At 70.9% G+C, this 23,538-nt stretch carries 23 protein-coding genes and 1 rRNA gene; 18 read left to right on the forward strand and 6 right to left on the reverse strand.

Annotation, left to right across the window (positions count from 1 at the left end; translation table 11 throughout):
* From rrf to ACGFZQ_RS46465, 10 genes are all read left to right on the forward strand, one after another.
* A 5S ribosomal RNA gene (gene rrf, locus ACGFZQ_RS46420) occupies positions 1-87 on the forward strand; the annotation flags it as partial.
* A 97-nt stretch (positions 88-184) separates the two neighbouring features.
* A complete protein-coding gene (locus ACGFZQ_RS46425) occupies positions 185-829 on the forward strand; it encodes an HAD family hydrolase (RefSeq protein ID WP_393845585.1) in 645 nt (214 codons plus the stop codon).
* A gap of 93 nt (positions 830-922) precedes the next feature.
* Entirely contained in the window at positions 923-1,657 is a 735-nt protein-coding gene (locus ACGFZQ_RS46430) for a VC0807 family protein (RefSeq protein ID WP_393845586.1), read from the forward strand.
* A 94-nt stretch (positions 1,658-1,751) separates the two neighbouring features.
* Positions 1,752-2,987, forward strand: coding sequence for an MFS transporter (locus tag ACGFZQ_RS46435; protein ID WP_393845587.1), 1,236 nt, complete (start codon positions 1,752-1,754; stop codon positions 2,985-2,987).
* Positions 2,938-4,110 (forward strand): acetoin utilization protein AcuC, encoded by a 1,173-nt coding sequence (locus ACGFZQ_RS46440; protein ID WP_393845588.1) that lies wholly within the window; start codon positions 2,938-2,940, stop codon positions 4,108-4,110. Before ACGFZQ_RS46435 ends, ACGFZQ_RS46440 begins: the two co-directional genes overlap by 50 nt.
* 84 nt (positions 4,111-4,194) lie before the next feature.
* Complete coding sequence (locus ACGFZQ_RS46445) at positions 4,195-5,010, forward strand: phosphatase (RefSeq protein WP_382547293.1); 816 nt, start codon at positions 4,195-4,197, stop codon at positions 5,008-5,010.
* A gap of 130 nt (positions 5,011-5,140) precedes the next feature.
* Positions 5,141-5,350 (forward strand): helix-turn-helix domain-containing protein, encoded by a 210-nt coding sequence (locus ACGFZQ_RS46450; RefSeq protein ID WP_067299677.1) that lies wholly within the window; start codon positions 5,141-5,143, stop codon positions 5,348-5,350.
* Between the two features lie 129 nt (positions 5,351-5,479).
* Positions 5,480-5,578, forward strand: coding sequence for a 30S ribosomal protein bS22 (locus ACGFZQ_RS46455; protein ID WP_003948845.1), 99 nt, complete (start codon positions 5,480-5,482; stop codon positions 5,576-5,578).
* Positions 5,579-5,767: 189 nt separating this feature from the next.
* On the forward strand, positions 5,768-6,829 hold the full coding sequence (locus tag ACGFZQ_RS46460) for an NAD-dependent epimerase/dehydratase family protein (RefSeq protein WP_393845589.1): 1,062 nt from the start codon (positions 5,768-5,770) through the stop codon (positions 6,827-6,829).
* 13 nt (positions 6,830-6,842) lie between these two features.
* Complete coding sequence (locus tag ACGFZQ_RS46465) at positions 6,843-7,922, forward strand: lysophospholipid acyltransferase family protein (protein WP_393845590.1); 1,080 nt, start codon at positions 6,843-6,845, stop codon at positions 7,920-7,922.
* 117 nt (positions 7,923-8,039) lie between these two features.
* Here the strand turns inward: ACGFZQ_RS46465 and ACGFZQ_RS46470 are convergent, their stop codons facing one another.
* From ACGFZQ_RS46470 to ACGFZQ_RS46480, 3 genes are all read right to left on the reverse strand, one after another.
* The gene (locus ACGFZQ_RS46470; RefSeq protein WP_351741289.1) at positions 8,040-9,293 is read right to left on the reverse strand and encodes a DUF5667 domain-containing protein; all 1,254 of its coding nucleotides are present in this window, start codon (positions 9,291-9,293) and stop codon (positions 8,040-8,042) included.
* 234 nt (positions 9,294-9,527) lie between these two features.
* Positions 9,528-10,367: an ECF subfamily RNA polymerase sigma factor, BldN family gene (locus ACGFZQ_RS46475; protein WP_393845591.1), complete on the reverse strand. Its 840-nt coding sequence runs from the start codon at positions 10,365-10,367 to the stop codon at positions 9,528-9,530.
* Between the two features lie 433 nt (positions 10,368-10,800).
* Positions 10,801-11,754 (reverse strand): HAD-IB family hydrolase, encoded by a 954-nt coding sequence (locus tag ACGFZQ_RS46480; protein WP_351741284.1) that lies wholly within the window; start codon positions 11,752-11,754, stop codon positions 10,801-10,803.
* A 139-nt stretch (positions 11,755-11,893) separates the two neighbouring features.
* Between ACGFZQ_RS46480 and ACGFZQ_RS46485 the strand changes: the two genes are divergently transcribed.
* The 6 genes from ACGFZQ_RS46485 to hemB all read left to right on the forward strand — a co-directional run bounded on the left by ACGFZQ_RS46485 (position 11,894) and on the right by hemB (position 18,729).
* Entirely contained in the window at positions 11,894-12,169 is a 276-nt protein-coding gene (locus tag ACGFZQ_RS46485; protein ID WP_351741281.1) for a glutaredoxin family protein, read from the forward strand.
* A gap of 280 nt (positions 12,170-12,449) precedes the next feature.
* Positions 12,450-13,205 (forward strand): redox-sensing transcriptional repressor Rex, encoded by a 756-nt coding sequence (locus ACGFZQ_RS46490; protein WP_351741278.1) that lies wholly within the window; start codon positions 12,450-12,452, stop codon positions 13,203-13,205.
* On the forward strand, positions 13,202-14,896 hold the full coding sequence (locus tag ACGFZQ_RS46495) for a glutamyl-tRNA reductase (protein WP_393845592.1): 1,695 nt from the start codon (positions 13,202-13,204) through the stop codon (positions 14,894-14,896). The genes ACGFZQ_RS46490 and ACGFZQ_RS46495 overlap by 4 nt, the downstream gene beginning before the upstream one ends.
* Positions 14,893-15,852 carry a hydroxymethylbilane synthase gene (gene hemC, locus ACGFZQ_RS46500; protein WP_393845593.1) on the forward strand — a complete coding sequence of 320 codons (960 nt, stop codon included), beginning with the start codon at positions 14,893-14,895 and terminating at the stop codon, positions 15,850-15,852. Before ACGFZQ_RS46495 ends, hemC begins: the two co-directional genes overlap by 4 nt.
* A complete protein-coding gene (locus ACGFZQ_RS46505) occupies positions 15,849-17,555 on the forward strand; it encodes a uroporphyrinogen-III synthase (RefSeq protein ID WP_393845594.1) in 1,707 nt (568 codons plus the stop codon). The genes hemC and ACGFZQ_RS46505 overlap by 4 nt, the downstream gene beginning before the upstream one ends.
* 181 nt (positions 17,556-17,736) lie before the next feature.
* The gene (gene hemB, locus ACGFZQ_RS46510; RefSeq protein WP_382535762.1) at positions 17,737-18,729 is read left to right on the forward strand and encodes a porphobilinogen synthase; all 993 of its coding nucleotides are present in this window, start codon (positions 17,737-17,739) and stop codon (positions 18,727-18,729) included.
* A gap of 75 nt (positions 18,730-18,804) precedes the next feature.
* On the opposite strand, the gene ACGFZQ_RS46515 is transcribed toward hemB, so the two are convergent.
* A complete protein-coding gene (locus ACGFZQ_RS46515) occupies positions 18,805-19,536 on the reverse strand; it encodes a DUF4232 domain-containing protein (RefSeq protein WP_393845595.1) in 732 nt (243 codons plus the stop codon).
* Between the two features lie 177 nt (positions 19,537-19,713).
* Here ACGFZQ_RS46515 and ACGFZQ_RS46520 point away from each other — a divergent pair, with 177 nt between their 5' ends.
* Entirely contained in the window at positions 19,714-21,081 is a 1,368-nt protein-coding gene (locus ACGFZQ_RS46520) for a helix-turn-helix domain-containing protein (protein WP_393845596.1), read from the forward strand.
* Here the strand turns inward: ACGFZQ_RS46520 and ACGFZQ_RS46525 are convergent.
* On the reverse strand, positions 21,027-21,227 hold the full coding sequence (locus ACGFZQ_RS46525) for a hypothetical protein (protein WP_382535771.1): 201 nt from the start codon (positions 21,225-21,227) through the stop codon (positions 21,027-21,029). The genes ACGFZQ_RS46520 and ACGFZQ_RS46525 overlap by 55 nt on opposite strands.
* 306 nt (positions 21,228-21,533) lie before the next feature.
* On the opposite strand from ACGFZQ_RS46525, the gene ACGFZQ_RS46530 reads away from it, so the two are divergent.
* On the forward strand, positions 21,534-22,727 hold the full coding sequence (locus ACGFZQ_RS46530) for a PLP-dependent aminotransferase family protein (RefSeq protein WP_393845597.1): 1,194 nt from the start codon (positions 21,534-21,536) through the stop codon (positions 22,725-22,727).
* A 19-nt stretch (positions 22,728-22,746) separates the two neighbouring features.
* On the opposite strand, the gene ACGFZQ_RS46535 is transcribed toward ACGFZQ_RS46530, so the two are convergent.
* Positions 22,747-23,520 (reverse strand): DUF4253 domain-containing protein, encoded by a 774-nt coding sequence (locus tag ACGFZQ_RS46535; RefSeq protein WP_393845598.1) that lies wholly within the window; start codon positions 23,518-23,520, stop codon positions 22,747-22,749.
* Positions 23,521-23,538 lie beyond the last annotated feature (18 nt).

A 23,538-nucleotide genomic window follows, 5' to 3' on the forward strand; every position in this document is an offset into this window, starting at 1 on the left:
GGTTACATTCCGAACCCGGAAGCTAAGCCTTACAGCGCCGATGGTACTGCAGGGGGGACCCTGTGGGAGAGTAGGACACCGCCGAACAAATTTTAAGAAAGGCCCACGCCGTCATGGCGTGGGCCTTTCTGCATTTCCGGGCGTATTCCCGGCCATGTTTGCGGCTGCGTCTAAGCTCGGTGGTATGCGCTACGACCTGGTTATCTTCGACAACGATGGCGTCCTCGTCGACAGCGAGCCCATCTCCAACCGGCTCCTGGCCGCCTATCTCACCGAGCTGGGGCATCCCACCTCCTACGAGGACTCCATACGGGACTACATGGGATCCGCCATGCACCGGATCCATGACCTCGTCCAGGAGCGCACCGGGCAGCGGCTGCCCGGCGACTTCGATGACGTCTTCCATGCGCGGGTGTTCGCCGCCTTCGAGGCCGAGTTGAAGCCCGTCGCCGGGGTGGCGGAGGTGCTTGAGCGGCTGGCGGCCGACGGGGTGCCGTACTGCGTGGCGTCGTCCGGGAGTCATGAGCGGATTCGGGTCGGGCATCGGACGACCGGGCTCGACCGGTGGTTCGACGAGTCGCGGATCTTCAGTGCGCAGGACGTGGGGAGGGGGAAGCCGGCGCCGGACCTCTTCCTGTACGCGGCCGAGCGGATGGGGGTCGCGCCGGGGCGTTGTGCCGTCGTGGAGGACAGTCCGCTGGGTGTGCAGGCGGCTGTCGCGGCCGGCATGGACGTGTACGGGTTCACGGCGATGACACCGGCCGACCGGCTGCGGGGGGCCACACAACTCTTCTCCGATCTGGGGCACTTGGCTGACCTGCTGGAATGACCGAGGGCAGCACGGCGGGGCTGACAATTGTCATGCCGAGCTACGGACGATCGTTTCTACTGGGGGACCCCGCCCGGACGCGAAGCTAAGAGCATGACGAAGACGACGAACGCCGGGGCCCGGAACAGCGACCAGGACAAGCAGCAGCCCAGCGTGCTGGAGAACTTCAAGCCGCTGATCGTGGACGTGGCGGTTCCCCTCGGGTCGTACTACCTCTTCAAGGGCGCCTTCGGGATGAGCACCTTCGCGGCGCTCGCCTGGAGCAGTGTGGTGCCGGCCCTGCGGACGGTGTGGAGCGTGGTCAAGGAGCGTCGGGGCAACGCGTTCGCGGGGCTCATCCTGCTGGTGAACCTGGTCTCGCTGGCGCTGAGTTTCGTCTCCGGCGACCCGCGGCTGATGCTCGCCAAGGACAGCGGGGTCAGCAGCGCGATCGGGATCGCGATTCTGGTGTCGGTGGTGATGGGCCGGCCGATGATGACCGAGGGGCTCAAGCCGTTCGTGCTGAAGGGCGACGCGGCCAGGGAGGCGGCCTTCGAGCGGCTGAGGTCCGGGTCCGCCGCGTTCCGGCGGTCGGAGCGGGTCTACTCTCTCGTGTGGGGCGTGCTGCTGCTCGCCGAGTGCGCGGTGCGGATCGTCGGGGCGTACACCCTGCCCGTGGACACCATGGTGTGGCTCGGCACGGTCATCCTGGTCAGTGCGATCGGGATCGGGATGGTGGTCAGCGGCGGGCTCGCCGCCGAGCCGATGGCCCGGATGATCTCCGCCGAGGTGAAGGCCACGGAGGACGCGGAGGACGGCGTGCAGCGTCCGGTGGCTGTCGCCGCCTGACACCGCCGAACGACCCCGCCGAAGGTAAAGCTGAAGGAAATTCATCTTTGGCTGGATCTACCCACGAGTACGCCGGGGCCCTACGCTCGCCGCCATGACAGATGTGCTGCGGCGCGGTAGGGCCTCGTTGGCGTTCAGCTTCTTCACACAGGGCGCCACTTTCGCGCTGCTCGTGACGCGCATTCCCGCCATCCAGGACCGGTACGGCGTCTCCGACGCGCTGCTGCCGGTCTTTCTCGCCGCCGTGCCGATCCTGGCGGGCGTCGGCAGTGTGACCACCGAGCAGCTGGTGAAGCGAATACGGCCGAGTCGGCTGCTGCGCTGGTCCCAGCCCGTGGTGATGCTGGCGCTGCTCGGGGTCGGGGCCGGCAGCGAGGTGGCCGAGCTGGCGGTCGCGCTGGCCGCGTTCGGGCTGGCGGTCGGGGCGTTGGACGCCTCGATGAACATGCTCGGGGTGAGCCTGCAGCGGACGTACGGACGCAGCATCATGCTCAGCTTCCATGCTGCCTACAGCCTGGGCGGGATTCTGGGGGCCTCGCTGGCCTGGGTGGGGGCGCACTGGCATCTCGCGCTGTGGGTGTCGTACCTGCCGGTCGTCGCGGTGCTGCTGCCGGCCGCGCTGGTGGGGAGCCGGTGGTATGTGGACGGCAAGCCGGCGTCGGCGGAAGACGCGGCGGACGTGGCGGACGGGACGAGCGCCGGTGCGGGCGGTGGTGTCGTCTTCAAGCTGCTGCTGCCGCTGTGTCTGGTGATGACCTTCGCCTACATCGGGGACTCGACCGTCTCCAACTGGAGTGCGAAGTATCTGAAGGACGTGCTGGGGAGCAGCGAGCAGCTGGCCACCGTGCCGTACAACGTGTACATGGTGACCACGCTGGTCGGGCGGGCTATCGGGGACTTCGGGGTACGGCGGTTCGGGGCCGTGGCGGTCGTACGGCTGGGGGCGCTGGTGGCGGCGGTCGGGTTCGCGGTGGTGGCGGGGGCGTCCGGGGCGTGGGTCGGGATGGTCGGGTTCACTCTGCTGGGGCTGGGGTTGTGCGTCCTGGTGCCGCAGACCTTCGCGGCGGCCGGGCGGCTGTTCCCGGGGGATTCGGATGCGGCCATCGCCCGGCTGAACATCTTCAACTACGTCGGGTTCCTGATCGGTTCGCCGTTGGTGGGCGCGCTGGGTGACGCGTGGAGCTATCGCGGGGCGATGCTGATCCCGATGGTGTTGGTGCTGGTGACGTTGGTGTACGCCCGTTCGTTCGCGGTTCGGCCGGACCGATACGGTGGCGGACATGAGCGGCCGCGCACAGCTGATGTGGGACGAGGCAGTAACGGGCTATGACTTCGGTCCGGGCCATCCGATGGATCCGGTCCGGCTGGCGTTGACCCGGAGACTGGTCAACGCGTTCGGGCTCGACCGGGTGGTGGACGTCGTCGCGGCGAAGCCGGCCGGGGAGTCGACGCTTCGGCTGGTGCACCGGGAGGACTACGTCGAGGCGGTGAAGGCGGCCTCGGCCGATCCCGCGGCGGCTGACCAGTCGTACGGGCTGGGGACTCTGGACGATCCCGCGTTCGCCGGGATGCACGAGGCGTCCGCGTTGATCGCGGGGCAGTCGGTGGGGGCGGCGGAGGCGGTGTGGCGGGGAGACGTCGATCATGCCGTGAACTTCGCGGGTGGGTTGCATCACGCGATGCCGGGGGCGGCCTCCGGGTTCTGTATCTACAACGACGCCTCGCTCGCCGTCGCCCGGTTGCTGGAGCTCGGGGCCGAGCGGGTCGCCTATGTCGACGTCGACGTGCATCACGGGGACGGGGTGCAGGCCGCGTTCTGGGAGGATCCGCGGGTTCTGACGATCTCGCTGCATGAGCATCCTCGTACGTTGTTCCCGGGGACCGGCTGGCCGACGGAGGTCGGGGCCGGGGCGGGGGAGGGTGCCGCGGTGAATGTGGCGCTGCCGGCGGGGACCGGGGACGCGGGGTGGCTGCGGGCGTTCCACGCGGTCGTGCCGGAGCTGGTCGCCGACTTCCGGCCGCAGGTGCTGGTGACCCAGCACGGCGCCGACACGCATTTCGAGGATCCGCTGGCGCATCTCGCCGTTTCTCTGGATGCGCAGCGGGCCGTGCAGGTCGCCTGCCATGAGCTGGCGCACGAGTACGCCGGGGGGAAGTGGGTCGCGCTGGGGGGCGGGGGGTACGAGGTGGTGGATGTCGTGCCCCGGTCGTGGACGCACCTGGTGGCGATCGCCGCGGGGCGGGAGATCGCGCCTGAGGCGCTGGTTCCCGAGGAGTGGCGGCAGGAAGTGTTCGCCCGGACCCGGCAGTTGGGGCCCGGGCGGATGACGGACGGGCGGTGGCCGGTGGGGTGGGCGGAGTGGGAGGCGGGCTACGACCCCGCTGACCGCCTGGATCAGGCGGTGCTGGCTACTCGGCGGGCCGTGTATCCGCTGCGGGGGTTGCTGGCGTAGGGGTTGGTGGATCGTTACGCCAACCGTGGGGTGTTCCGCTGGTTTCGGGCTTTCCGGGCGGCTGGGTCCGTCACTATCTCTGGCGTGTCGAGTGGTGGCGGGCTTCGGGACTATCTGGTGGCTGTGGGGCTGGCGGGGGTGGTGGCTTCCTCTCGGGAGCGGAGTCTTCGGCGTTATCGGCTGTTCGCGGATCGGGATCCTCGCGCGTTGATCGGTATTGATCCGCAAGGGGGGTGGAGTGAGCGGGATTTGGTTCGGTTGATGGCGGGCAAGTGTGGGGTTTCGGACGATCCGCGGTGTGTTTCAGGGCATGATGTGATCGATCCGGAGCTGACCGTCGCCGCGCTGGATTCCTTCGCGGAGCGGGTGGGGGACGTGGCCCGGCGGCGGGCGCCCGTGTTGTTCGGGACCGGGCATCCGCATCGGCTGATCGGCTTCTACGCCGGTCTCGCGGACGCGTTGTCGGCGGCGGGGTGTGAGGTTCTCACCCCCGCGCAGGGTCGCTGTGTCGACATAACGACCCGGTTCGGTCTACGTACGTGCAACCTCGATTACGTACAAGGTGTCGGGTTGGTGCGGGAATCGGGAGGTGAACGCCCCGGTTGTGCGCCGGGTACGCACACGCACTCACCGCTGCCGGTTCGGGTGGCGCTGGATGCGGCGGCGAGCGGCGGCGGGCCGTTGCCCGAGCTGGTGGTGGGGGACCACGGGTGGGTCTGCGGTGCTGGTCAGCTCGGGTTTGAGGCCATTGGGCTGGCGGATACGGATGACCCCGCGCTCTTTGTGGGCGAGGCCGAGGGGGTCGTGTCCGTCGCCGTTCCGGTTGATGACGGCGTGCGGTCTGATTACTACACGCCGCTTACCCGCTACGTACTCAATCGAGCGTGTCTGTCACAGTAGGCCGCCGATGGGTGCACCTCTTCCCCACTCGCATCACCCGCCCCTACATTGGGGAGTGAGCACGCAACGACGAAGAGTCACCGGAAGGGGAAGCCGGTGGCCCGTCGAGTGCGGAAGGTTCAGGTGTGTCATGGCAGCTGGCGAGAGGCCTCTCAACGAGGTTGTGTTCCTTACCGTGGCGGAGGTCGCCGCGGTGATGCGAGTGTCGAAGATGACCGTGTACCGGCTGGTGCACAGCGGTCATCTGCCCGCGATCCGGGTGGGGCGGTCCTTCCGCGTCCCCGAGCAAGCGGTACACGAGTACCTTCGCGAGAGCTATGTGGGGGTGGAGACCGCCTGACGACGGTTTCGGGATACCCGGAGCACCTCGATTACGACCTCAGCGCTCGGGCGGGTAGGCTAGCCCCTCGTAGGTCGTATGGGCCCATGGCGCCCAGCACCGAGTGATGAGAAGTGAGCGAGGGTAGTCGTGGGCTCTGTTATCAAGAAGCGGCGCAAGCGGATGGCCAAGAAGAAGCACCGCAAGCTGCTCAAGCGCACGCGCGTTCAGCGCCGTAACAAGAAGTAATTACGGCGCCGAGCCGCGAGAGCTTGTGTATGGCCCCCCACCAGTACGGTGGGGGGCCATACGCATTTTCCGGCCGCGACGGCTCGCCCTGGCCTGCCGAGGGTCATGCCAGCGCAGCATCAACCCGCTAAGTTGGCCCGCATACGGGAACTACGGGTACTACGGGAACACGGAAGAAGGGCGCTGATCTTGGGGAAGGTCGTGCTTGTGACCGGAGTGGCCCGTCAACTTGGGGGCCGGTTCGTACGACGGATCCAGCGTGACCCCGACGTCGACCGGGTCGTCGCCGTGGACGCGGTGCCGCCGGAGCACCATCTGGGCGGGGCCGACTTCATCCAGACCGACATCCGCCAGCCGACCGTCGCCCGCATCCTCGCCGAGACCGGCGCCGACACCGTCGTCCACATGGACGTGACCGGCACGCCGCTCGGCAGCGGAAGCCGGGCCACCGTCAAAGAGACCAACGTCATCGGGACCATGCAGCTGCTCGGCGCCTGCCAGAAGTCGCCGGCCGTCAAGCGGCTGGTGATCAAGTCCAGTACGAACGTGTACGGCTCCGCGCCGAAGGATCCCGCCGTCTTCACGGAGACGACCCCGCCGAAATCGCTGCCCAGCGGCGGGTTCGCCAAGGACACGGTGGAGGTGGAGGGGTACGTGCGGGGGTTCGCGAGAAGGCGGCCGGACGTGGCCGTGTGTGTCCTGCGGTTCGCCAATATTCTCGGACCGACCGCCGACACCCCGCTCGCCTCGTACTTCTCCCTCCCCGTGCTGCCCACCGTGTTCGGGTACGACCCCAGGCTGCAGTTCGTGCACGAGGACGATGTGATCGACGTCCTGCGGATCGCCTCGCACGAGCCGGCGCGGGGGACCCTGAACAGCGGCACGTTCAATGTCGCGGGCGACGGTGTGCTGTTGCTCTCGCAGTGTTCGCGACGGCTGGGGCGGCCCACCGTGCCGTTGCTGCTGCCGGCGGTCACCTGGGCCGGGTCCCTGGTGCGGACGCTCGGCATGAGCGACTTCTCGCCCGAGCAGATCCGGCTGCTGACGCACGGCCGGGTGGTCGCCACCGACCAGATGCGCGAGACGCTGGGATTCCGGCCGAAGTACACGACGGCGGAGACGTTCGCGGACTTCGTGCGCGCCCAGGCCACGGGGCTGCTGCCGCCGCAGGCGGTGGCCGCCGCCGTCGACCGGATCGCCGCCCTGCCCGTCCTGAGCGGCGGGAAGACACCGACGCAGAGCGCCAACTGAGGAGCGCAACACGATGGCGGACGCCAAGGTCATTCCGTTCGACGACGACCGGTCCCGCGGAGCTGCCGTGCAGCGGCCGGCCCGGCGCCGGGGGCCGGGGAACCGGCGCAAGGGCGGCGGCGAGCAGGCGGTGGTGCGCGAGTCCGGGGCGGTGCGTGAGGTCCAGCCTCTCGCCGGGCGGATCCCCGCGCAGGAAGATGTCCATGTGACCCGGGAGAGCCCTGAGACGGGCGTGGAGGAGCCGCACGACGACGCCGGCCTGGAGCAGCGCGTCGCACGCGGTCTCGCGTTTCTGCGCCGGCGGCTGACCGGGGACTACGAGGTCGACGACTTCGGCTACGACGAGGAGCTGACCGACCAGGTCCTGATGTCCATGCTGCGGCCGGTGTACGAGAAGTACTTCCGCGTCGAGGTGAAGGGCATGGAGAACATCCCGGCCGAGGGCGGTGCACTGATCGTCGCCAACCACTCCGGGACGCTCCCGATGGACGGGCTGATGATGCAGGTCGCCGTGCACGACCATCACCCGGCGAATCGTCACCTCAGGCTGCTGGCGGCCGATCTGGTCTTCGTGCTGCCGGTGGTGAACGAACTGGCGCGCAAGCTCGGGCACACGCTCGCGTGCGCGGAGGACGCCGAGCGGCTGCTGGGGCAGGGCGAGCTGGTCGGGGTGATGCCGGAGGGGTTCAAGGGCATCGGGAAGCCGTTCAGCGAGCGGTACAAGCTCCAGCGGTTCGGGCGGGGCGGGTTCGTGTCGACCGCGCTGCGGCAGGGGGCGCCGATCATTCCCTGCTCGATCGTGGGGGCCGAGGAGATCTACCCGATGCTCGGCAACGCGAAGACGCTGGCGCGGGTGCTGGGGATCCCGTACTTCCCGCTGACGCCGACGTTTCCGTGGCTCGGGCCGCTCGGGGCGGTGCCGCTGCCGACGAAGTGGACGATTCAGTTCGGGGAGCCGATCCGTACGGACGGCTATCCGCCGGAGGCGGCCGAGGATCCGATGCTGATGTTCAACCTGACGGACCAGGTGCGGGAGCAGATCCAGCACACGCTGTACAAGTTGCTTGTGCAGCGGCGGTCGGTTTTCTTCTGAGGGGCAGGGCCGTGAGCATGTGCCGGCCGGTGGGGGCTGGTCGCGCCCACGCGGCGGAGCCGCATATCAGATACGGCCCCGCGCCCCTTTCGGGGCGCGGGGGTGCGGCCTCGTTGACTAGTTGCCCGCGTCCTCGCTGTCGATGCCCAGGCCCGGTAGGAGGCCGGGGAGGAGCGGGGGCAGGGTGACGTCCGGTTCGCTGGTCGGGCTCTTTGACGGGGACGTGCTGCTGCCGCCTGAACTCCCGGTCTTCGGGGGGTCCAGGAGGCCGCCCGCGGCGCCGCCGATCAGGCCGTCGTCGGCGCTGCCGGAGGCCGAGCCGCTGGGGCTGCCGGTGCCGGACTCGTGGCCCGATGAGGAGCTGCCCGAGGACGACGGGGCCGTCGACCGGTGGCTGCCGGAGGTGCCGGTGGACGCCGTCCCGGAGCCCTGCCTGCCGGTGCCGCCGCCGGTCTCCTGGGGCGGCTGGGGAAGCAGGGACTGCAGCGGGGCGACCTCTTCGTCTATGGCGTCGAAGACCGACGACACCTGCTGGCTGACGTCCCCGAGCTGGACCGGGAGTTTGTCGCGCAGCACGCCCCAGGCCTCACGGTGGGACTGGGCGAACGCGGACAGGGCCTGGATGGGGCCCAGCGAGTTCGGGTCGCGCTCGTAGGCCTCATGGAGCAGGCGGTGGCCCTCGGTGACATCGTGCTGCATCCCGGACAGGGTGCGGCGGATCTCACCGATCGACTCGTGGTCGAGGTGGCCGCCGCGGTCCCGTTCCATCAGCCGGCGGGCCTCCATCAGCCTGGTCGAGGCCTGGTCGAGGTAGGTCTGGCCGCGCTGGTCGTCGCCGTCGGCCAGATAGTTGAGCTTGAAGTCCTCGATGCCGCGTTTGAGGCCGTACAGCGAGTCGCCGGGCAGGGCGCCGGAGCTGGCGGCGGCGACCCCGCCGAAGGCTCCGGCGGCCACGCCGACGCTCAGGCCACCCGCGGCCAGGCCCTTGGTGAGCCGGGAACGCGGTCGCAGTTTGCCCAGTGGGCTGGCCCGGTGTGCGCCCTTGGCCCGGTGGGAGCGCTGCTCGGGAAGCGACGCGTCCACCGCCCCGCCCAGGGTGCCCTCCGCCAGCATGGCCTCCATCGCGGCCACCAGCTGGGCCCGATGGACGACCTTGACCTCCGGGTCGAGCACCGGCTTGGGCAGTGCGCCGAGCCCTGTCGCCAGGGCCAACAGCTCGCCCGGCTCGGTCCGTTCGGCCCGGTCCGGCGTGGCCGGCGGATCGCCCGCCGGCCCCTCGGACCGCTCGGCCGCCGGGTCCCGGTCGGGCTGCTCCTCCAGGGCCTGGGCGAAGGCGTTCGCCCGCCGGTGCGCCGATACGTTCGCGATCACTGGCGGCACCTCCTCTCGTCATGACGGTCGACTCCCCAGGGGGTCCTGAGGGTTGCACGCCCTCGACCAATCCACACGATCGTGTGATCAGGGTCTTGCTGGACGTGACCACAGGGAGCCTGTATCCCGCACAACGAGCGGCTCGGCACTTGGGTTACGGACGACCGGTGATCGGCTGAGAAAGGCAACAGGCTTTCACCGAACGTGAGTTGGGTGTCGCCGAGCGTGCCCGGCTCAGCGTGCGTCGTCCGGGAGGAGCCGGGCGAGAGTGCGCACGGCCCGGTACTGGAGGGTCTTGATGGCGCCCTCGTTCTTGCCCATCACGCGGGCGGTCTCGGCGACCGAGAGGCCCTGGAGGAAGCGGAGCGTCACACACTCCTGCTGCTGGGGGTTGAGTCGTCGTACGGCGTCCAGGAGTGCCGCGTTCGACAGGGACTCCAGGACGGAGTCCTCCGGGGAGCGCTCGACCTCGTTGGCGTCGAGCATCTCACCGGTGGTGATCTCCAGCCGGAAACGGCTCGACTTGAAGTGGTCGGCGACCAGGTTGCGGGCGATGGTGACCAGCCAGGCGCCGAAGTCGCGGCCCTGCCAGGTGAAGGTGCCGATCCTTCTCAGGGCGCGCAGGAACGTCTCACTGGTGAGGTCCTCGGCGGTCGCCTTGCCGCCGACGCGGTAGTAGATGTAGCGGTACACGGTGTCGCTGTACTGGTCGTAGAGGCGGCCGAAGGCGTCGGACTCGCCGGCCTGGGCGCGCTCCACGAGGTCCATCATCCGGGCGCTGTCGCTGTCCGCGGCCGGGCGACGGGCGGTGGTCGCGGCGGTGCCGGTGGCACGGCCGCGTCTGCCGACGTCCCGCCCGTCACCCGACCGCCGCCCCTCAACGACGGCGCTGCGCGCCGGCACCTGTTCCATGCCGTCGGCCAGTGCGTAGCACGGGCCGATCGGTGCGGCGGTGGCGAAGGCGGGGACGGCGTACGCGGTCGGGACAAGGCCGCGCAGCGTCTCTTTGACCGTTGCGACAGTTGCGCGCAGCGTAGCCAGGCCCGAGGCGTCAACCCCGACGTGTGGGTACACGGGACTCCCAGAGGCAGAGCTTCCATCACGTGCAGTACGGAACCTTTCACCCGTCGTAGCGACGGAGGGGTACCGGTTTGCGTCTGAGGAGAATAACGCTTCGTGCAGGCACTGCTACACCGAGTTGCTCAAATCACCGGTTGCGTCGCTTCTGTAACCGATTTGGGATGGTTCAAGTGCCGCAGGGTGATCGGTTGTTGATCAGAAAGATGCGTGTTGAGGCGAAGTCGAGGGCGTGTTGGGATGGCGGCGCGATAATTCGGGCGCGCGAGGTTTGGGGCGCCGGGGTGTTCGGGTGCGGGAGGCTGAACCTGGAAAGCAACGGCTGGGGAGCGCCCCCTCAGGGGCGCGGGGAACTGCGCGAGCGGCCACAGGCCACCCGCGGGCGGGACGCGGCCCGCGGTTCTACGGCGCTGTTCCGGCAGGCGTGGCGCTACCGGCGCCGTCGGCTCAGCGCGATCGCCGCCGCCGTGCCACCGGCAACCGCTCCTACCCCGGCCGCCGCCGGGATGCCCACCTTCGCCGCCTTGCGCCCCGTGCGGTAGTCGCGCAGGCGCCAGTCCATCTCCCGCGCGTGCTTGCGCAGCTTCGTGTCCGGGTTGATGGCGTACGGGTGGCCGACCAGGGACAGCATCGGGATGTCGTTGTGGGAGTCGCTGTAGGCCGCGCAGCGGGACAGGTCCAGGCCCTCGGCGGCGGCCAGGGCACGTACCGCCTCGGCCTTCGCCGGACCGTGCAGGGGCTCGCCGACCAGCTTGCCCGTGTAGATGCCGCCCACCGACTCGGCGACCGTGCCGAGCGCTCCCGTCAGGCCCAGGCGGCGGGCGATCACACCGGCGATCTCCACCGGCGCCGCTGTGACGAGCCACACCTTCTGGCCCGCGTCCAGGTGGGCCTGGGCGAGGGCGCGGGTGCCGGGCCAGATGCGCTCGGCCATGTACTCGTCGTAGATCTCCTCGCCGATGGTCTGCAGCTCGGCGACCCGGTGGCCCTTGACGATGGACAGGGCGGAGTCCCGCGCGTCCTGGATGTGCTGCGGGTCCTCGACGCCGGCCAGCCGGAACCAGGCCTGCTGCCAGGCGAACTTGGCCAGGTCGCGGGTTTCGAAGAACTTCCGCTTGTACAGGCCCCGGCCGAAGTGGAAGATCGCGGCGCCCTGCATGACCGTGTTGTCGAGGTCGAAGAACGCGGCGGCCTTGGTGTCGCCGAGCACCGGGAAGTCCGGTTCTCCGGCGTCCTTGGACACGGTGCCGCCGGCCCGGGCCGACGCGTCCTCGGCCAGGGCTTCCTGGTTCTTGCGCGCGGCCTCCGCCGAGGCCTCGCCTGCCAACACGCTCCGCGCCGTGGCGGAGCGCCTACGGGGAGTGAGCCATCCGAGAGCGGCCATGTCGTGAGCATAGCCAGTTTGTTCGGTGGTCCCGGAGTCGCGGGAGTTGGATGGGTGTGAACTCTCCGCGACCGGTCCGTTAAACAAGGAGTCGAACAGGGCGCGGCAGGTGGCGCGGCAGGGCGGGAGAATGGACCGCATGAGTCCTCTCTTCGGCCGCAAGGCGCCTGCGTCTCGTGCGCGTTTGGTCACTCTGATCCGTAAGCCGGGTTGTCATTTGTGCGATGACGCACAGGTCGTGGTCGAGAAGGTGTGCGGCGAGCTGGGGGTGCCCTGGGAAGGGAAGGACATCACCCAGGATTCGCAACTGCACGATCTGTACTGGGAGCAGATTCCGGTCGTACTCGTCGACGGTGAACAGCACACCTTCTGGCGTGTGAACGAAGAGCGCCTCCGCAAGGCACTGACTGACTAGTCCAAACGGGCCGGAAAGTCGCTTAGGATCGACGGCGGTCTGGTCTCGGGGGCGGGATTCGTGAGGAGTGTGTACTGTTTTGCCCCCATCCGAGATGGAGCGCGAGCGTGTGTGCGCCGGTTCCCCGAGACTGCGCCGGGGGCGCGTGACACCGGTCACGTTGGCCGGGCAAATCGGACACCATCTTTGTGCACGCGTTCACAAAGACATAGCCTGCTGTCGACGGGGCGGTCTGGGAACGTGTGACCGTCCGCAGCCCCGCTCTACCCGCAGGAGCACCGTGGCAACTGGCCGAACTCACCGACCGGCGACCCGCAGCCGAGGGATCCCCGAGGCCACCGTCGCCAGGCTTCCGCTGTACCTCCGGGCGCTGACCGCACTGTCGGAGCGCTCGGTCCCCACGGTCTCCTCCGAGGAGCTGGCGGCCGCCGCGGGAGTCAACTCCGCGAAGCTGCGCAAGGACTTCTCCTACCTGGGCTCGTACGGAACGCGCGGTGTCGGCTACGACGTCGAGTATCTCGTCTACCAGATCTCCCGTGAGCTGGGCCTGACCCAGGACTGGCCGGTCGTGATCGTCGGTATCGGTAACCTCGGCGCCGCTCTCGCCAACTACGGCGGCTTCGCCTCCCGCGGCTTCCGGGTCGCGGCCCTGATCGACGCCGATCCGGCGATGGCCGGAAAGCCGGTCGCGGGCATTCCGGTGCAGCACACGGACGACCTGGAGAAGATCATCACCGACAACGGTGTGTCGATCGGGGTCATCGCCACGCCCGCCGGTGCCGCCCAGCAGGTTTGTGACCGGCTCGTGGCCGCCGGTGTGACCTCCATCCTGAACTTCGCGCCCACCGTGCTGACCGTCCCGGACGGCGTCGACGTGCGCAAGGTCGACCTCTCCATCGAGCTGCAGATCCTCGCCTTCCACGAGCAGCGCAAGGCCGGCGAGGACCACGAGGGGCCGGTCAAGCCCGTCGCCGCCCACCAGGAGTCCACCGAGCAGGGACCCGACGGGGACGTACCCGCCGTGATGCCGGCATGAGTCTCCTCGTCGTCGGGCTGAGCCACCGCAGCGCCCCGGTCAGCGTCCTGGAACGGGCCGCGCTCGCCACGGACGCCCAGGTCAAGCTGGTCCAGGACACGGTCGCCGCCGAACCGGCCGGTGAGGCCGCGGTGCTCGCCACCTGCAACCGCATCGAGCTCTACGCCGACGTGGACAAGTTCCACGCCGGAGTCGCCGAGCTGTCCACGCTGCTCGCCCAGCACAGCGGGGTCGGCCTCGACGAGCTCACCCCTTATCTCTACGTGCACTACGAGGACCGGGCCGTCCACCATCTGTTCTCGGTGGCCTGCGGGCTGGACTCGATGGTCGTGGGCGAAGGACAGATCCTCGGGCAGATCAAGGACTCGCTCGCCCTGGCGCAGGAGCTGCACAGCGCCGGCCGGCTGATGAACGACCTCTTCCAGCAGGGACTGAGAGTCGGCAAACGCGCCCACTCCGAGACGGGGATCGACCGGGCCGGACAGTCCGTGGTCACCTTCGGCCTGGAGCAGCTCGCCGCCGGTGCCGACGTCGAGGCCTGGGCCAAGGGCAGGAAGGCGCTGGTCATCGGCGCCGGCTCGATGTCCTCGCTGGCCGCCGCGACACTGGCCCGGGCGGGCGTCGCGGAGATCGTCGTGGCGAACCGGACGTACGACCGCGCCGAGCGGCTCGCCGAGATCCTGAACGACAGCGACGACACGGACGTGGTGGCCCGCGCGGTACCGATGGACTCGGTGCCGGTCGAGCTGACACGTGCCGACGTCGCCGTCTCCTGCACCGGGGCCACCGGACTTGTGCTGACGGCCGAGGAGGTCGCCGCGGCCGTCGAGGGGCGGACCGGTGAGCCGGTCGCCGAGATCGAGGACGACCGTCCGGCGCAGGGCGCCCCGAAGCCCGCCGTCACCGGCCTCGGCGCCGACGAGAACTGCCCGCTCGACCTCACGGCCGAGCAGAGCGGTTTCTCCGTGATGGGCGAGGCCGCCGTCGCCGGGATGGCCGCCGCCGAGCTGGAGCAGCACGCGGCCTGGGTGGACAACGGCACCGTCGACATCCGGGAGGCCGGGCGCCGTACGCCCGAGGCCGAGGCGGAGCTGATCGGCGCGCTCGCCGCGACCGCCGCCCGGGTGGGACGCATCCCCGAGCTGCGCAGGCCCGAGCCGGTCGCCGGCTTCGCCCGGCCCGCCCCCGCGCTCTTCCTCCTCGACCTCGCCATGCCCCGCGACATCGACGCGGCCGCGCACCGGCTGGCCGGGGTGCGGCTGGTGGACATCGAGTCGCTGGCGGAGGCGTCCGCGGACGCCCCCATGGCGGCCGACGTCGACCAGGTACGACGGATCGTCGCCGACGAGGTGGCCGCCTTCGGGGCGGCACAGCGGGCCGCGCACATCACGCCGACCGTGGTCGCGCTGCGCACCATGGCCGCCGACGTGGTGGCCGGTGAGATCGCTCGGCTCGACGGGCGCCTGCCCGACCTGGACGAACGGCAGCGCGGAGAGATCCGGCAGGCCGTGCACCGGGTCGTCGACAAGCTCCTGCACGCGCCGACGGTACGGGTCAAGCAGCTGGCGGCGGAGCCCGGCGGCGCCGGGTACGCGGACGCGCTGCGGACCCTGTTCGACCTCGACCCCGAGACGGTGGCCGCCGTCTCCCGGGCCGTGGACAGCACAGACAAGAAGGACCGACCGGAATGAGTGACAACCCACTACGACTGGGGACCAGGCGATCCACACTCGCCATGGCCCAGTCCGGGCGAGTGGCGGAAGCCGTGAGCCAGGTGACCGGACGGCCCGTCGAGCTCGTCGAGATCACCACCTACGGCGACACCTCCCGCGAGCACCTCGCACAGATCGGCGGCACGGGTGTCTTCGTGACCGCCCTGCGGGACGCGCTGCTGCGCGGCGAGGTCGACTTCGCGGTTCACTCGCTCAAGGACCTCCCGACCACGCAGCCCGAGGACCTGGTCCTGGCCGCCGTACCGGTACGCGAGGACCCGCGTGACGTGATCGTCGCCCGGGACGCGCTGAAGTTCACCGACCTGCCGCGCGGTGCGCGCATCGGCACCGGTTCGCCGCGCCGGATGGCGCAGCTGAACGCGTACGCACGCGCCCACGGGCTGGACGTCGAGACCGTCCCGGTCCGCGGGAACGTCGACACGCGGATCGGATACGTACACGACGGCGAGCTCGATGCCGTGGTGCTGGCCGCGGCGGGACTCAGCCGCATCGGCCGCATCGACGAGGTGACCGACTTCCTGTCGGTCGACACGGTTCTGCCCGCCCCCGGCCAGGGGGCACTGGCGATCGAGTGCGCCGCGGACAACGCGGAGCTCATCGCCCTGCTCGGGGAACTCGACGACCCGTTCACGCGGGCCGCCGTGACCGCCGAGCGATCACTGCTCGCCGCCCTGGAGGCCGGCTGCTCCGCCCCTGTGGGCGCGCTTGCCGACCTGCTGGCCGACGGGCAGATTGTCAAGGAAATGCGCCTGCGTGGCGTCGTCGGCACGACCGACGGCACACGGATGGTGCAGTTGTCCACCACCGGTCCCGTGCCCGAGACAAACGACCAGGCGACGGCGCTCGGTCGCGAACTCGCCACCGAGATGCTTGCCCAGGGCGCGGCCGGTCTGATGGGGGAGCGAGCACAGTGAGCCCCACCAACCTTCCCGCCGGCCTTGAACACGGGCACGTCACCTTCCTGGGTGCCGGACCCGGGGATCCGGGACTGCTGACCTTGCGTGCCGTGGAGGCACTGTCCAGCGCGGACGTCCTGGTCGCCGAGCACGACGTGCTCGACGTGATCAGGGCCCACGCCAGGCAGGGCGTCTCCGTCGTACCCATGAATCCGGGTTCCTCGTCGGACCCGTATCAGGGCACAGGCACGCCTCAACTAACGGTTGTTGACGGAGCGTCAACAACCGCTGCGCTCCCGCCCGCGCGGGATGCCGCTCATCTTGTCATGGAGGCCGCACGGGGCGGCAGGCGGGTCGTCCGTGCGGTAGCGGGGGACCCGGGACTTGATACGTACGCGACCGAGGAAATGCTCGCCTGCGCCGCCGCCGGTGTGCCCTTCGAGGTCGTGCCCGGTGTCGCCACGGCGGTCGGCGTACCCGCGTACGCCGGTGTCCCGCTGCGGGACGCCCAGGGCGCGGACGTCCGCTTCGTGGACGCCCGTACGGCCTCCGACCGGTGCTGGACCGAGGTCGGTGCCTCGGACGGCACGGTCGTGGTGTCGACGACCCTCGACTCGGTGGCCGCGGCCGCCGGGGAACTGGTCGCCGCCGGCCGCAAGCCGGACACCCCGATGACGGTCACGGTCGCCGGCACCACCACCCGGCAGCGGACCTGGGCCGCCACCCTCGGCACAGTCGCCCAGACCCTGAAGCAGGCGAAGGTGCTGCCCTCGCCGGAGGGCGGCCGCCCGGTGATAGCCGTGGTCGGTGAGCGGTCGTCCGCCGCCCAGCGCGACCAGTTGTCGTGGTTCGAGTCCAAGCCGCTGTTCGGCTGGAAGGTACTCGTGCCGCGTACGAAGGAGCAGGCGGCGACCCTCTCCGACCAGCTGCGGTCGTACGGCGCCGTGCCGCACGAGGTGCCGACGATCGCCGTCGAGCCGCCGCGCACGCCCCAGCAGATGGAGCGGGCCGTGAAGGGGCTCGTCACCGGGCGGTACGAGTGGATCGCGTTCACGTCGGTCAACGCGGTGAAGGCGGTCCGGGAGAAGTTCGAGGAGTACGGGCTGGATGCCCGGGCCTTCGCGGGGATCAAGGTCGCCGCGGTCGGCGAGCAGACCGCCAAGGCGCTGGTCGCCTTCGGCGTGAAGCCCGACCTGGTGCCGAGCGGTGAGCAGTCGGCCGCCGGGCTCCTTGAGGACTGGCCGCCCTACGACCCGGTCTTCGACCCGATCGACCGGGTGTTCCTGCCGCGTGCCGACATCGCCACGGAGACGCTGGTCGCCGGGCTGATCGAGCTGGGCTGGGAGGTGGACGACGTCACGGCCTACCGGACCGTGCGGGCGTCGCCGCCGCCGGCCGACACCCGGGAGGCGATCAAGGGCGGCGGCTTCGACGCGGTGCTCTTCACGTCGTCGTCCACCGTGCGGAACCTCGTGGGTATCGCCGGGAAGCCGCACAACGTGACGGTCATCGCGTGCATCGGGCCGGCCACGGCCAAGACGGCCGAGGAGCACGGGCTGCGGGTGGACGTGATGGCTCCGGAGCCGTCGGTCGGGAAGCTGGCGGAGGCGCTGGCGGAGTTCGGGCTGCGGAGGCGCGCGAGCGCGCTGGAGGCCGGGGATCCGGTGACGCGGCCGAGTGAGCGGCGGCCGGGGGCTCGGCGGCGGCGCAGCACTACGTGAGTTGGTCCGCGGGGGGTCTGGGGGCTGCGCCCCCTGGACCCCCTTCTTTTGCGGGTGGGTGGGGAACTGCGGGCCCGGTGGGGGCTTGTCGCGCAGTTCCCCGCGCCCCTATCGGCGCGCGTCATAGACACCGACGCCACGTCGGCAAGCGTGCCCGGATGACGGGCGTAGCGTAGGGCACATGACGAAGTACGGCTCCTTCCCCGGCACGCGGCCGCGTCGGCTGCGGACCACCCCCGTCATGCGGCGCATGGTCGCCGAGACCCGGCTGCACCCCGCGGACTTCATCCTCCCGGCGTTCGTGCGCGAGGGCGTCACCGAACCGGTACCGATCGCCGCCATGCCCGGCGTCGTCCAGCACACCCGCGACACCCTGAAGAAGGCGGCCCTGGAGGCCGTCGAGGCGGGCATCTCCGCGATCATGCTGTTCGGGGTCCCGGAAGAGGACAAGAAGGACGCCCTCGGGACGCCCGGCACCGACCCGGACGGGATTCTCCAGGTCGCGCTGAGGGACGTGCGGGCCGAGGTCGGCGACGAACTGCTCGTGATGTCCGACCTCTGCCTCGACGAGACCACCGACCACGGACACTGCGGGGTGCTGGACGCCGAGGGGCGCGTCGACAACGACGCCACTCTGGAGCGGTACGCCGAGATGGCCCAGGTGCAGGCCGACGCGGGCGCCCACGTCGTCGGGCCCAGCGGGATGATGGACGGGCAGATCGGCGTCGTCCGTGACGCCCTCGACCAGATCGGGCGGGAGGACGTCGCCGTCCTCGCCTACACCGCCAAGTACGCCTCCGCCTTCTACGGGCCCTTCCGGGAGGCCGTCGGGTCCTCGCTGCAGGGGGACCGGAAGACCTACCAGCAGGACCCGGCCAACGTGCGGGAGTCCATGCGGGAGCTGGCCCTTGACCTGGAGGAGGGGGCCGACATGGTGATGGTCAAGCCGGCCGGGCCCTACCTGGACGTCCTCGCCCGGGTCGCCGACGCCGTGGACGTGCCGGTCGCCGCCTACCAGATCTCCGGCGAGTACTCGATGGTCGAGGCCGCCGCCGAGAAGGGCTGGATCGACCGCGACCGGGCCATCCTGGAGACCCTGACCGGCATCAAGCGCGCCGGCGCACAGAACATCCTCACCTACTGGGCGGTCGAGGCCGCGCGGATGCTCGGCTGAGCCCGAGGCGCAAGGGCGGTGCCCGCTGTGAGATCTCACAGCGGGCACTTTCATGAGACAACTCGGGCCACCGGCTCACCAGTCGAGGGCGTCGTCCCGGTCCTGCTGCCAGTACGTCACCCGCAGCGAGCTGTCGTAGTACACGCCCTTCGCCGGCAGCGACGATGTCGCCGAGGCGCCGCCGTTGCTGTTCGGGGACATGCCCTGGAAGGCGACGACCAGCTTGCGGCCGGTCGTACCGCCGTCGCCGCTGCCGTCGGCCGCGGACAGCAGCACGCCAGCGTACCCGGACTCGCCCGGGGCGAGGGTGGTGACCGCCTGCGGGTGGGTCTCCTCGGCGGGCTGCGGGACCCACTGCATCTCGTCGAAGCGGAGCACGGGGTAGTAGGTCAGGTAGCAGGTCCTGCTGCCGGTGTTCTTCACCGTGATCAGCATGTGGTTCAGCGGGCGGGAGAGCGGCTGGACGGTGACGGTGCTGTTGGAGCCGTTGCAGAGGACGGTGGGGACGGTGGTGGACTTGCCGCCGCCCCCGCCGCCGCTCGGCGTCTTCGTGGCCGTGTCGCTCACGGGCGCGGACGTCGACTTGCCGGTGCCGGTGCCGGTGGTTGTGCCCGCCCCGGTGCCCGTGCCGCCGTCGGCGGTTTCCGAGGGCTTCGGCGTTGCTGCCGTCTGCGTCGACGCGGTCGTCGTCGACCGGGAGGCTCCCTCGTCCCGTGCGCCGGTTCCGTTCTCGCATGCCGTGAGGGCGAGAGCGGCGACGGCGGCGCCGGTGGCGGCGAGCAGGCGGACACGGCGGGCGGTACGCATGGCGAATCCTCTTTCGAGTGGCGGCGTGCTTGGATGGCCACAGCCTGCGGGCCGCTCCGTCCCGTCCGCCACAGTTACCGGACGATCAGGGACGCTGGAACGGCCATACCGGCTTTGACCTGGGAGAACATCCCTTCCCTGGAACGCGGGAACGGGATGTCGGGGGACGGAGGAACCGTGTCGGACAGTGCTGCGGGAAGCGGCTTCGCGGAGTTGCTGCGGGAGCTGAAGGACCGCTCGGGACTGAGTTACGGCACGCTCGCCAAGCGGCTGCACATGAGCACCTCGACCCTGCACCGCTACTGCAACGGGGACGCCGTACCGGCGGACTACGCCCCGGTGGAACGCCTCGCCCGGCTCTGCAAGGCCGGCCCCGAGGAACTCGTCGAACTGCACCGGCAGTGGGTGCTGGCGGATGCGGTGCGGGGGCGGAAGGCGGACGCGCCGGAGAAGCCGGAGAAGCCGGAGAAGCCGGAGAAGCCGGAGAAGCCGGAGAAGCAGGAGAAGGACGAGAAGACTGAGAAGGCGGCCGAGGTGGTCGTGACAGCGGAGCCGGTGCCGGTGCCGGAACCGGAGTCGGACCCGGAGCCGGTGGCGGAGGTGGTGGTCGGGCCGGGTGCCGCCGGGCGTGGTCGGCGTGTTCCGCGGCCCGCGCTCCTCGCCGGGATCGCGGTCGTCGTCCTGCTCGGCGCCGCCGTCGCCGCCGTACGCCTGCCCTCCGGCGGGACGGACGCGAAGAACGCGGGGCCCGCGGGCGCCACCGCCGCGGCCGGCGCCGCTCCGCACCGCACGTACCGCTCCTCGACGGCGCCGACGCCCGGCTCGTCCGCCGCCTCGAAGACCCCCTCCGCCTCGTCCTCGGCCCCGGCCGCCGGTCCGGCCGAGGACACCGCCACGGCCGGTTCCTCGCCCACCGCGGACGACGGCACGGCCGCACCCCCGCTCACCGTCAACACCCAGCCCTACAGCTGGGAAAGCCCCTGCTCCCAGCACTACCTGATCGACCGGGACCCGGCCCACGTGGCACCGCCGCCTCTGGAGACCGACGCGACCGCGTGGGTGACCGCGCACCAGGCGGTCTCCTCGGGGGAGCAGTACGTCACGCTGACCGTGCAGGGCAGCGGCACCGGGTCCGTGGTGCTGGAGGGCCTCACGGTCCGTACGGCGGAGCGGAGTTCGCCGCTCGCCTGGAACGACTACGCGATGGGGTATCCGGGCGTCGGCTGCGGCGGGAACGTGCCCACCCGCTCCTTCACCGTCGCTCTGGACGCGATGCGGCCGGCGGTCGTGCCCGAGTCGGGGCACCGGGACTTCCCGTTCAAGGTGAGCGAGTCGGACCCCGAGGTGTTCTACATCAGGGCCGACGCCTCGGCGTACTACGTGGGCTGGTACCTGGAGCTGTCCTGGTCCAGCGGGTCGCGGCACGGGACGCTGCGGATCGACGACAAGGGGCGGCCGTTCCGCACGAGCGGCAACAACGGGCGGCCCGCCTACGAGTTCCCGCTGGGCGGCGAGGCCTGGCGGACCGCGTCGTCGACGGGGTGAGGCAGGGACGCGGCGGAGGGGCCCTCGTCGCGTACGCCCTCGCCGTCCCGGCAGCCGCCGAGGACGGTCGCGGCGACCAGCGCCAGGGCGGCCGCCGCCAGGAGACGGCGGCGGCCGGCGGCCGGGGTGGGGCGCGTGGCGGACATGCGAGGGCTCCCTTGATGTCGTCGGCGTGCTCGGGGTGCTCGGCCTGGTCGGCGATCTCGGTGTGCCCTCAGCCTGTGGGGCGGAGGGCCCGGACCGCCAGAGCGCACCGGTGATTCGGGACGAGTGAACCCGGTCCACGCCTCCGACCTGCACGGATCCCACTCCTTGGGACGGCGGGACGGGACGCCCGCACACCCGGATCCGGTGCCCGGGCGTCCTTCGTCCGTATCGCGGAATCACGGGTGTAGAGGGCATCCACCTCTCTAGGCTCCGGCCAAGACGAGGATCAGCCCGAGGAGCCGTCCATGACCGTCACCAGTGCCCCAGCCGCCCTGCCGCCGCTCGCGGCCCGGGCCCATGCCGTCGGCGGTTCGCCGGTGCGGGAGATCCTCGCGGTGACCGCACGCCCCGAGGTGATCAACTTCGCGGGCGGGCTGCCGGCCCCCGAACTCTTCGACCGGGAGGGCATCGCGGCCGCCTTCCGGACGGTGCTGGAGGAGTCGCCGGAACGGGCGTTGCAGTACTCGACGACGGAGGGCGAGCCGGCCCTGAGGTCCGGGCTGGCGGCGCGCGCCACCGCACAGGGCCTGCCCACCGACCCCGACGACCTGCTCGTCACCACCGGCTCCCAGCAGGCCCTGTCCCTCCTGGCGAGCGCGCTGATAGACCCCGGCGACACGGTCCTCGTCGAAAGCCCCTGCTATCTGGCGGCACTTCAGGTCTTCGGGCTGGCCGGCGCCCGGATCCTGCCCGTCCCGGGCGACGCGGACGGCGTCGACCCGGCCGCCCTGGAGGAACTCATCCGCGCCGAGCGGCCCAAATTCCTCTACCTCGTCCCGACCTTCCAGAACCCCACCGGCCGCACCATGCCCGCCGTCCGCCGCGCCGCCCTCGCCACGACCGCCGCCCGGCACGGCCTGTGGATCATCGAGGACGACCCCTACGGCGAACTCCGCTACGACGGCGAGCGCGTCCCCTGGATCGCGTCCTTCCCCGGCGCCGCGGACCGGGTGGTCCTGCTCGGCTCCTTCTCCAAGGTGATGGCACCCGGCCTGCGCCTCGGCTGGCTCCGCGCCCCCGGCGCACTGCGCCGCGCCTGCGCGGTGGCCAAGCAGGCGGCCGACCTGCACACCCCCACCCTCAACCAGCTCGCCGCCGCCCGGTACCTGGACGTCCTGGACGACCATGTCGCCAGCGTGCGCGCCGTGTACGGCGCACGCCGGGACGCCATGCTGGCCGGCCTCGCCGACGCCCTGCCGGCCGGCTCCACCTGGAACCGGCCCGAGGGCGGCATGTTCCTCTGGGCCCGGCTCCCGGAGCCGTACGACACCACCGCCCTGCTCCGCCGGGTGGTGGAGCACGACGTGGCCTACGTCCCCGGTGAGCCCTTCTACGCCGCCGACCCCGACCGCTCCACCCTGCGGCTGTGCTTCGTGACCCAGACTCCGGAGGAGATCGCAGAGGGACTGCGCAGGCTGGCCGCCGGGCTCAGCGGCTGAGCTCAGCCGCTGAGGCGGCTCAGTCCCACCAGAAGTGCCACAGCCGCTCGCCCACCAGCTGCTCGGCGTACGACGACAGGGTGTCGTCGGCGCCGGGCAGCACGCTGTACGGGCAGAACGCGAAGTGCTCGGCGGCCACCGCCTCCGCCTCGTCGAGGTCGGCGGGCGGTGCGGCCACGGAGACGGCGAGATGGTCCAGGCCGAGGGCCACCACCCGTATCCCGAAGCGGTCCTCCCAGGAGCGCAGCACCGCGCACAGCCGGGCCACGTCCTCCTCGTAGTTCACCGGCCCGCTCCAGCCGATGGCCGCTGGTATGTCCGCGCTGCGCCGGGCCGACACCAGCGCCAGGTGCGGCTCCTTCAGCCAGGGCCGCCCCAGGCTCAGCGCGTCGGCGACATCGGCGGCCCGTGCGTCCGGGTCGGCGACCAGCGTCGGGGCGAGGGCGAGCCCCGGCCACTCCTCGCCGTTCGGCGGGTCCTCCTCCCAGTAGTCCTCCAGCACCTCGTCGGCGTCGTGGTCCCCGGGGTACGACGTCTCCTCGGGCGCGAAGTCCCAGTCGTCGACCTCGGACACGTCGATGAGCACCGGCAGCAGCCCCGCGCGGCCGGCCGGGGCGCCCAGCGCCGTCCAGGTCCCGGGACCGGCGGGCTGCCCCGCGTACCACAGCAACGGCTGGTGCCACGGGCCGTCGAGGGTCTCGTCCAGCAGTGCGCCGGGCGGCAGTTGGAGCCCCAGGGAACGACCGCTCGGGTCGGTCGCCAGCTTGGGCAGCGGGTTGGGAAGAGTCGCCATGGCACAGACTGTAAAGGC

Origin of the sequence: Streptomyces sp. NPDC048254 (genome assembly GCF_043201895.1) — a bacterium.
Classification (GTDB): domain Bacteria; phylum Actinomycetota; class Actinomycetes; order Streptomycetales; family Streptomycetaceae; genus Streptomyces.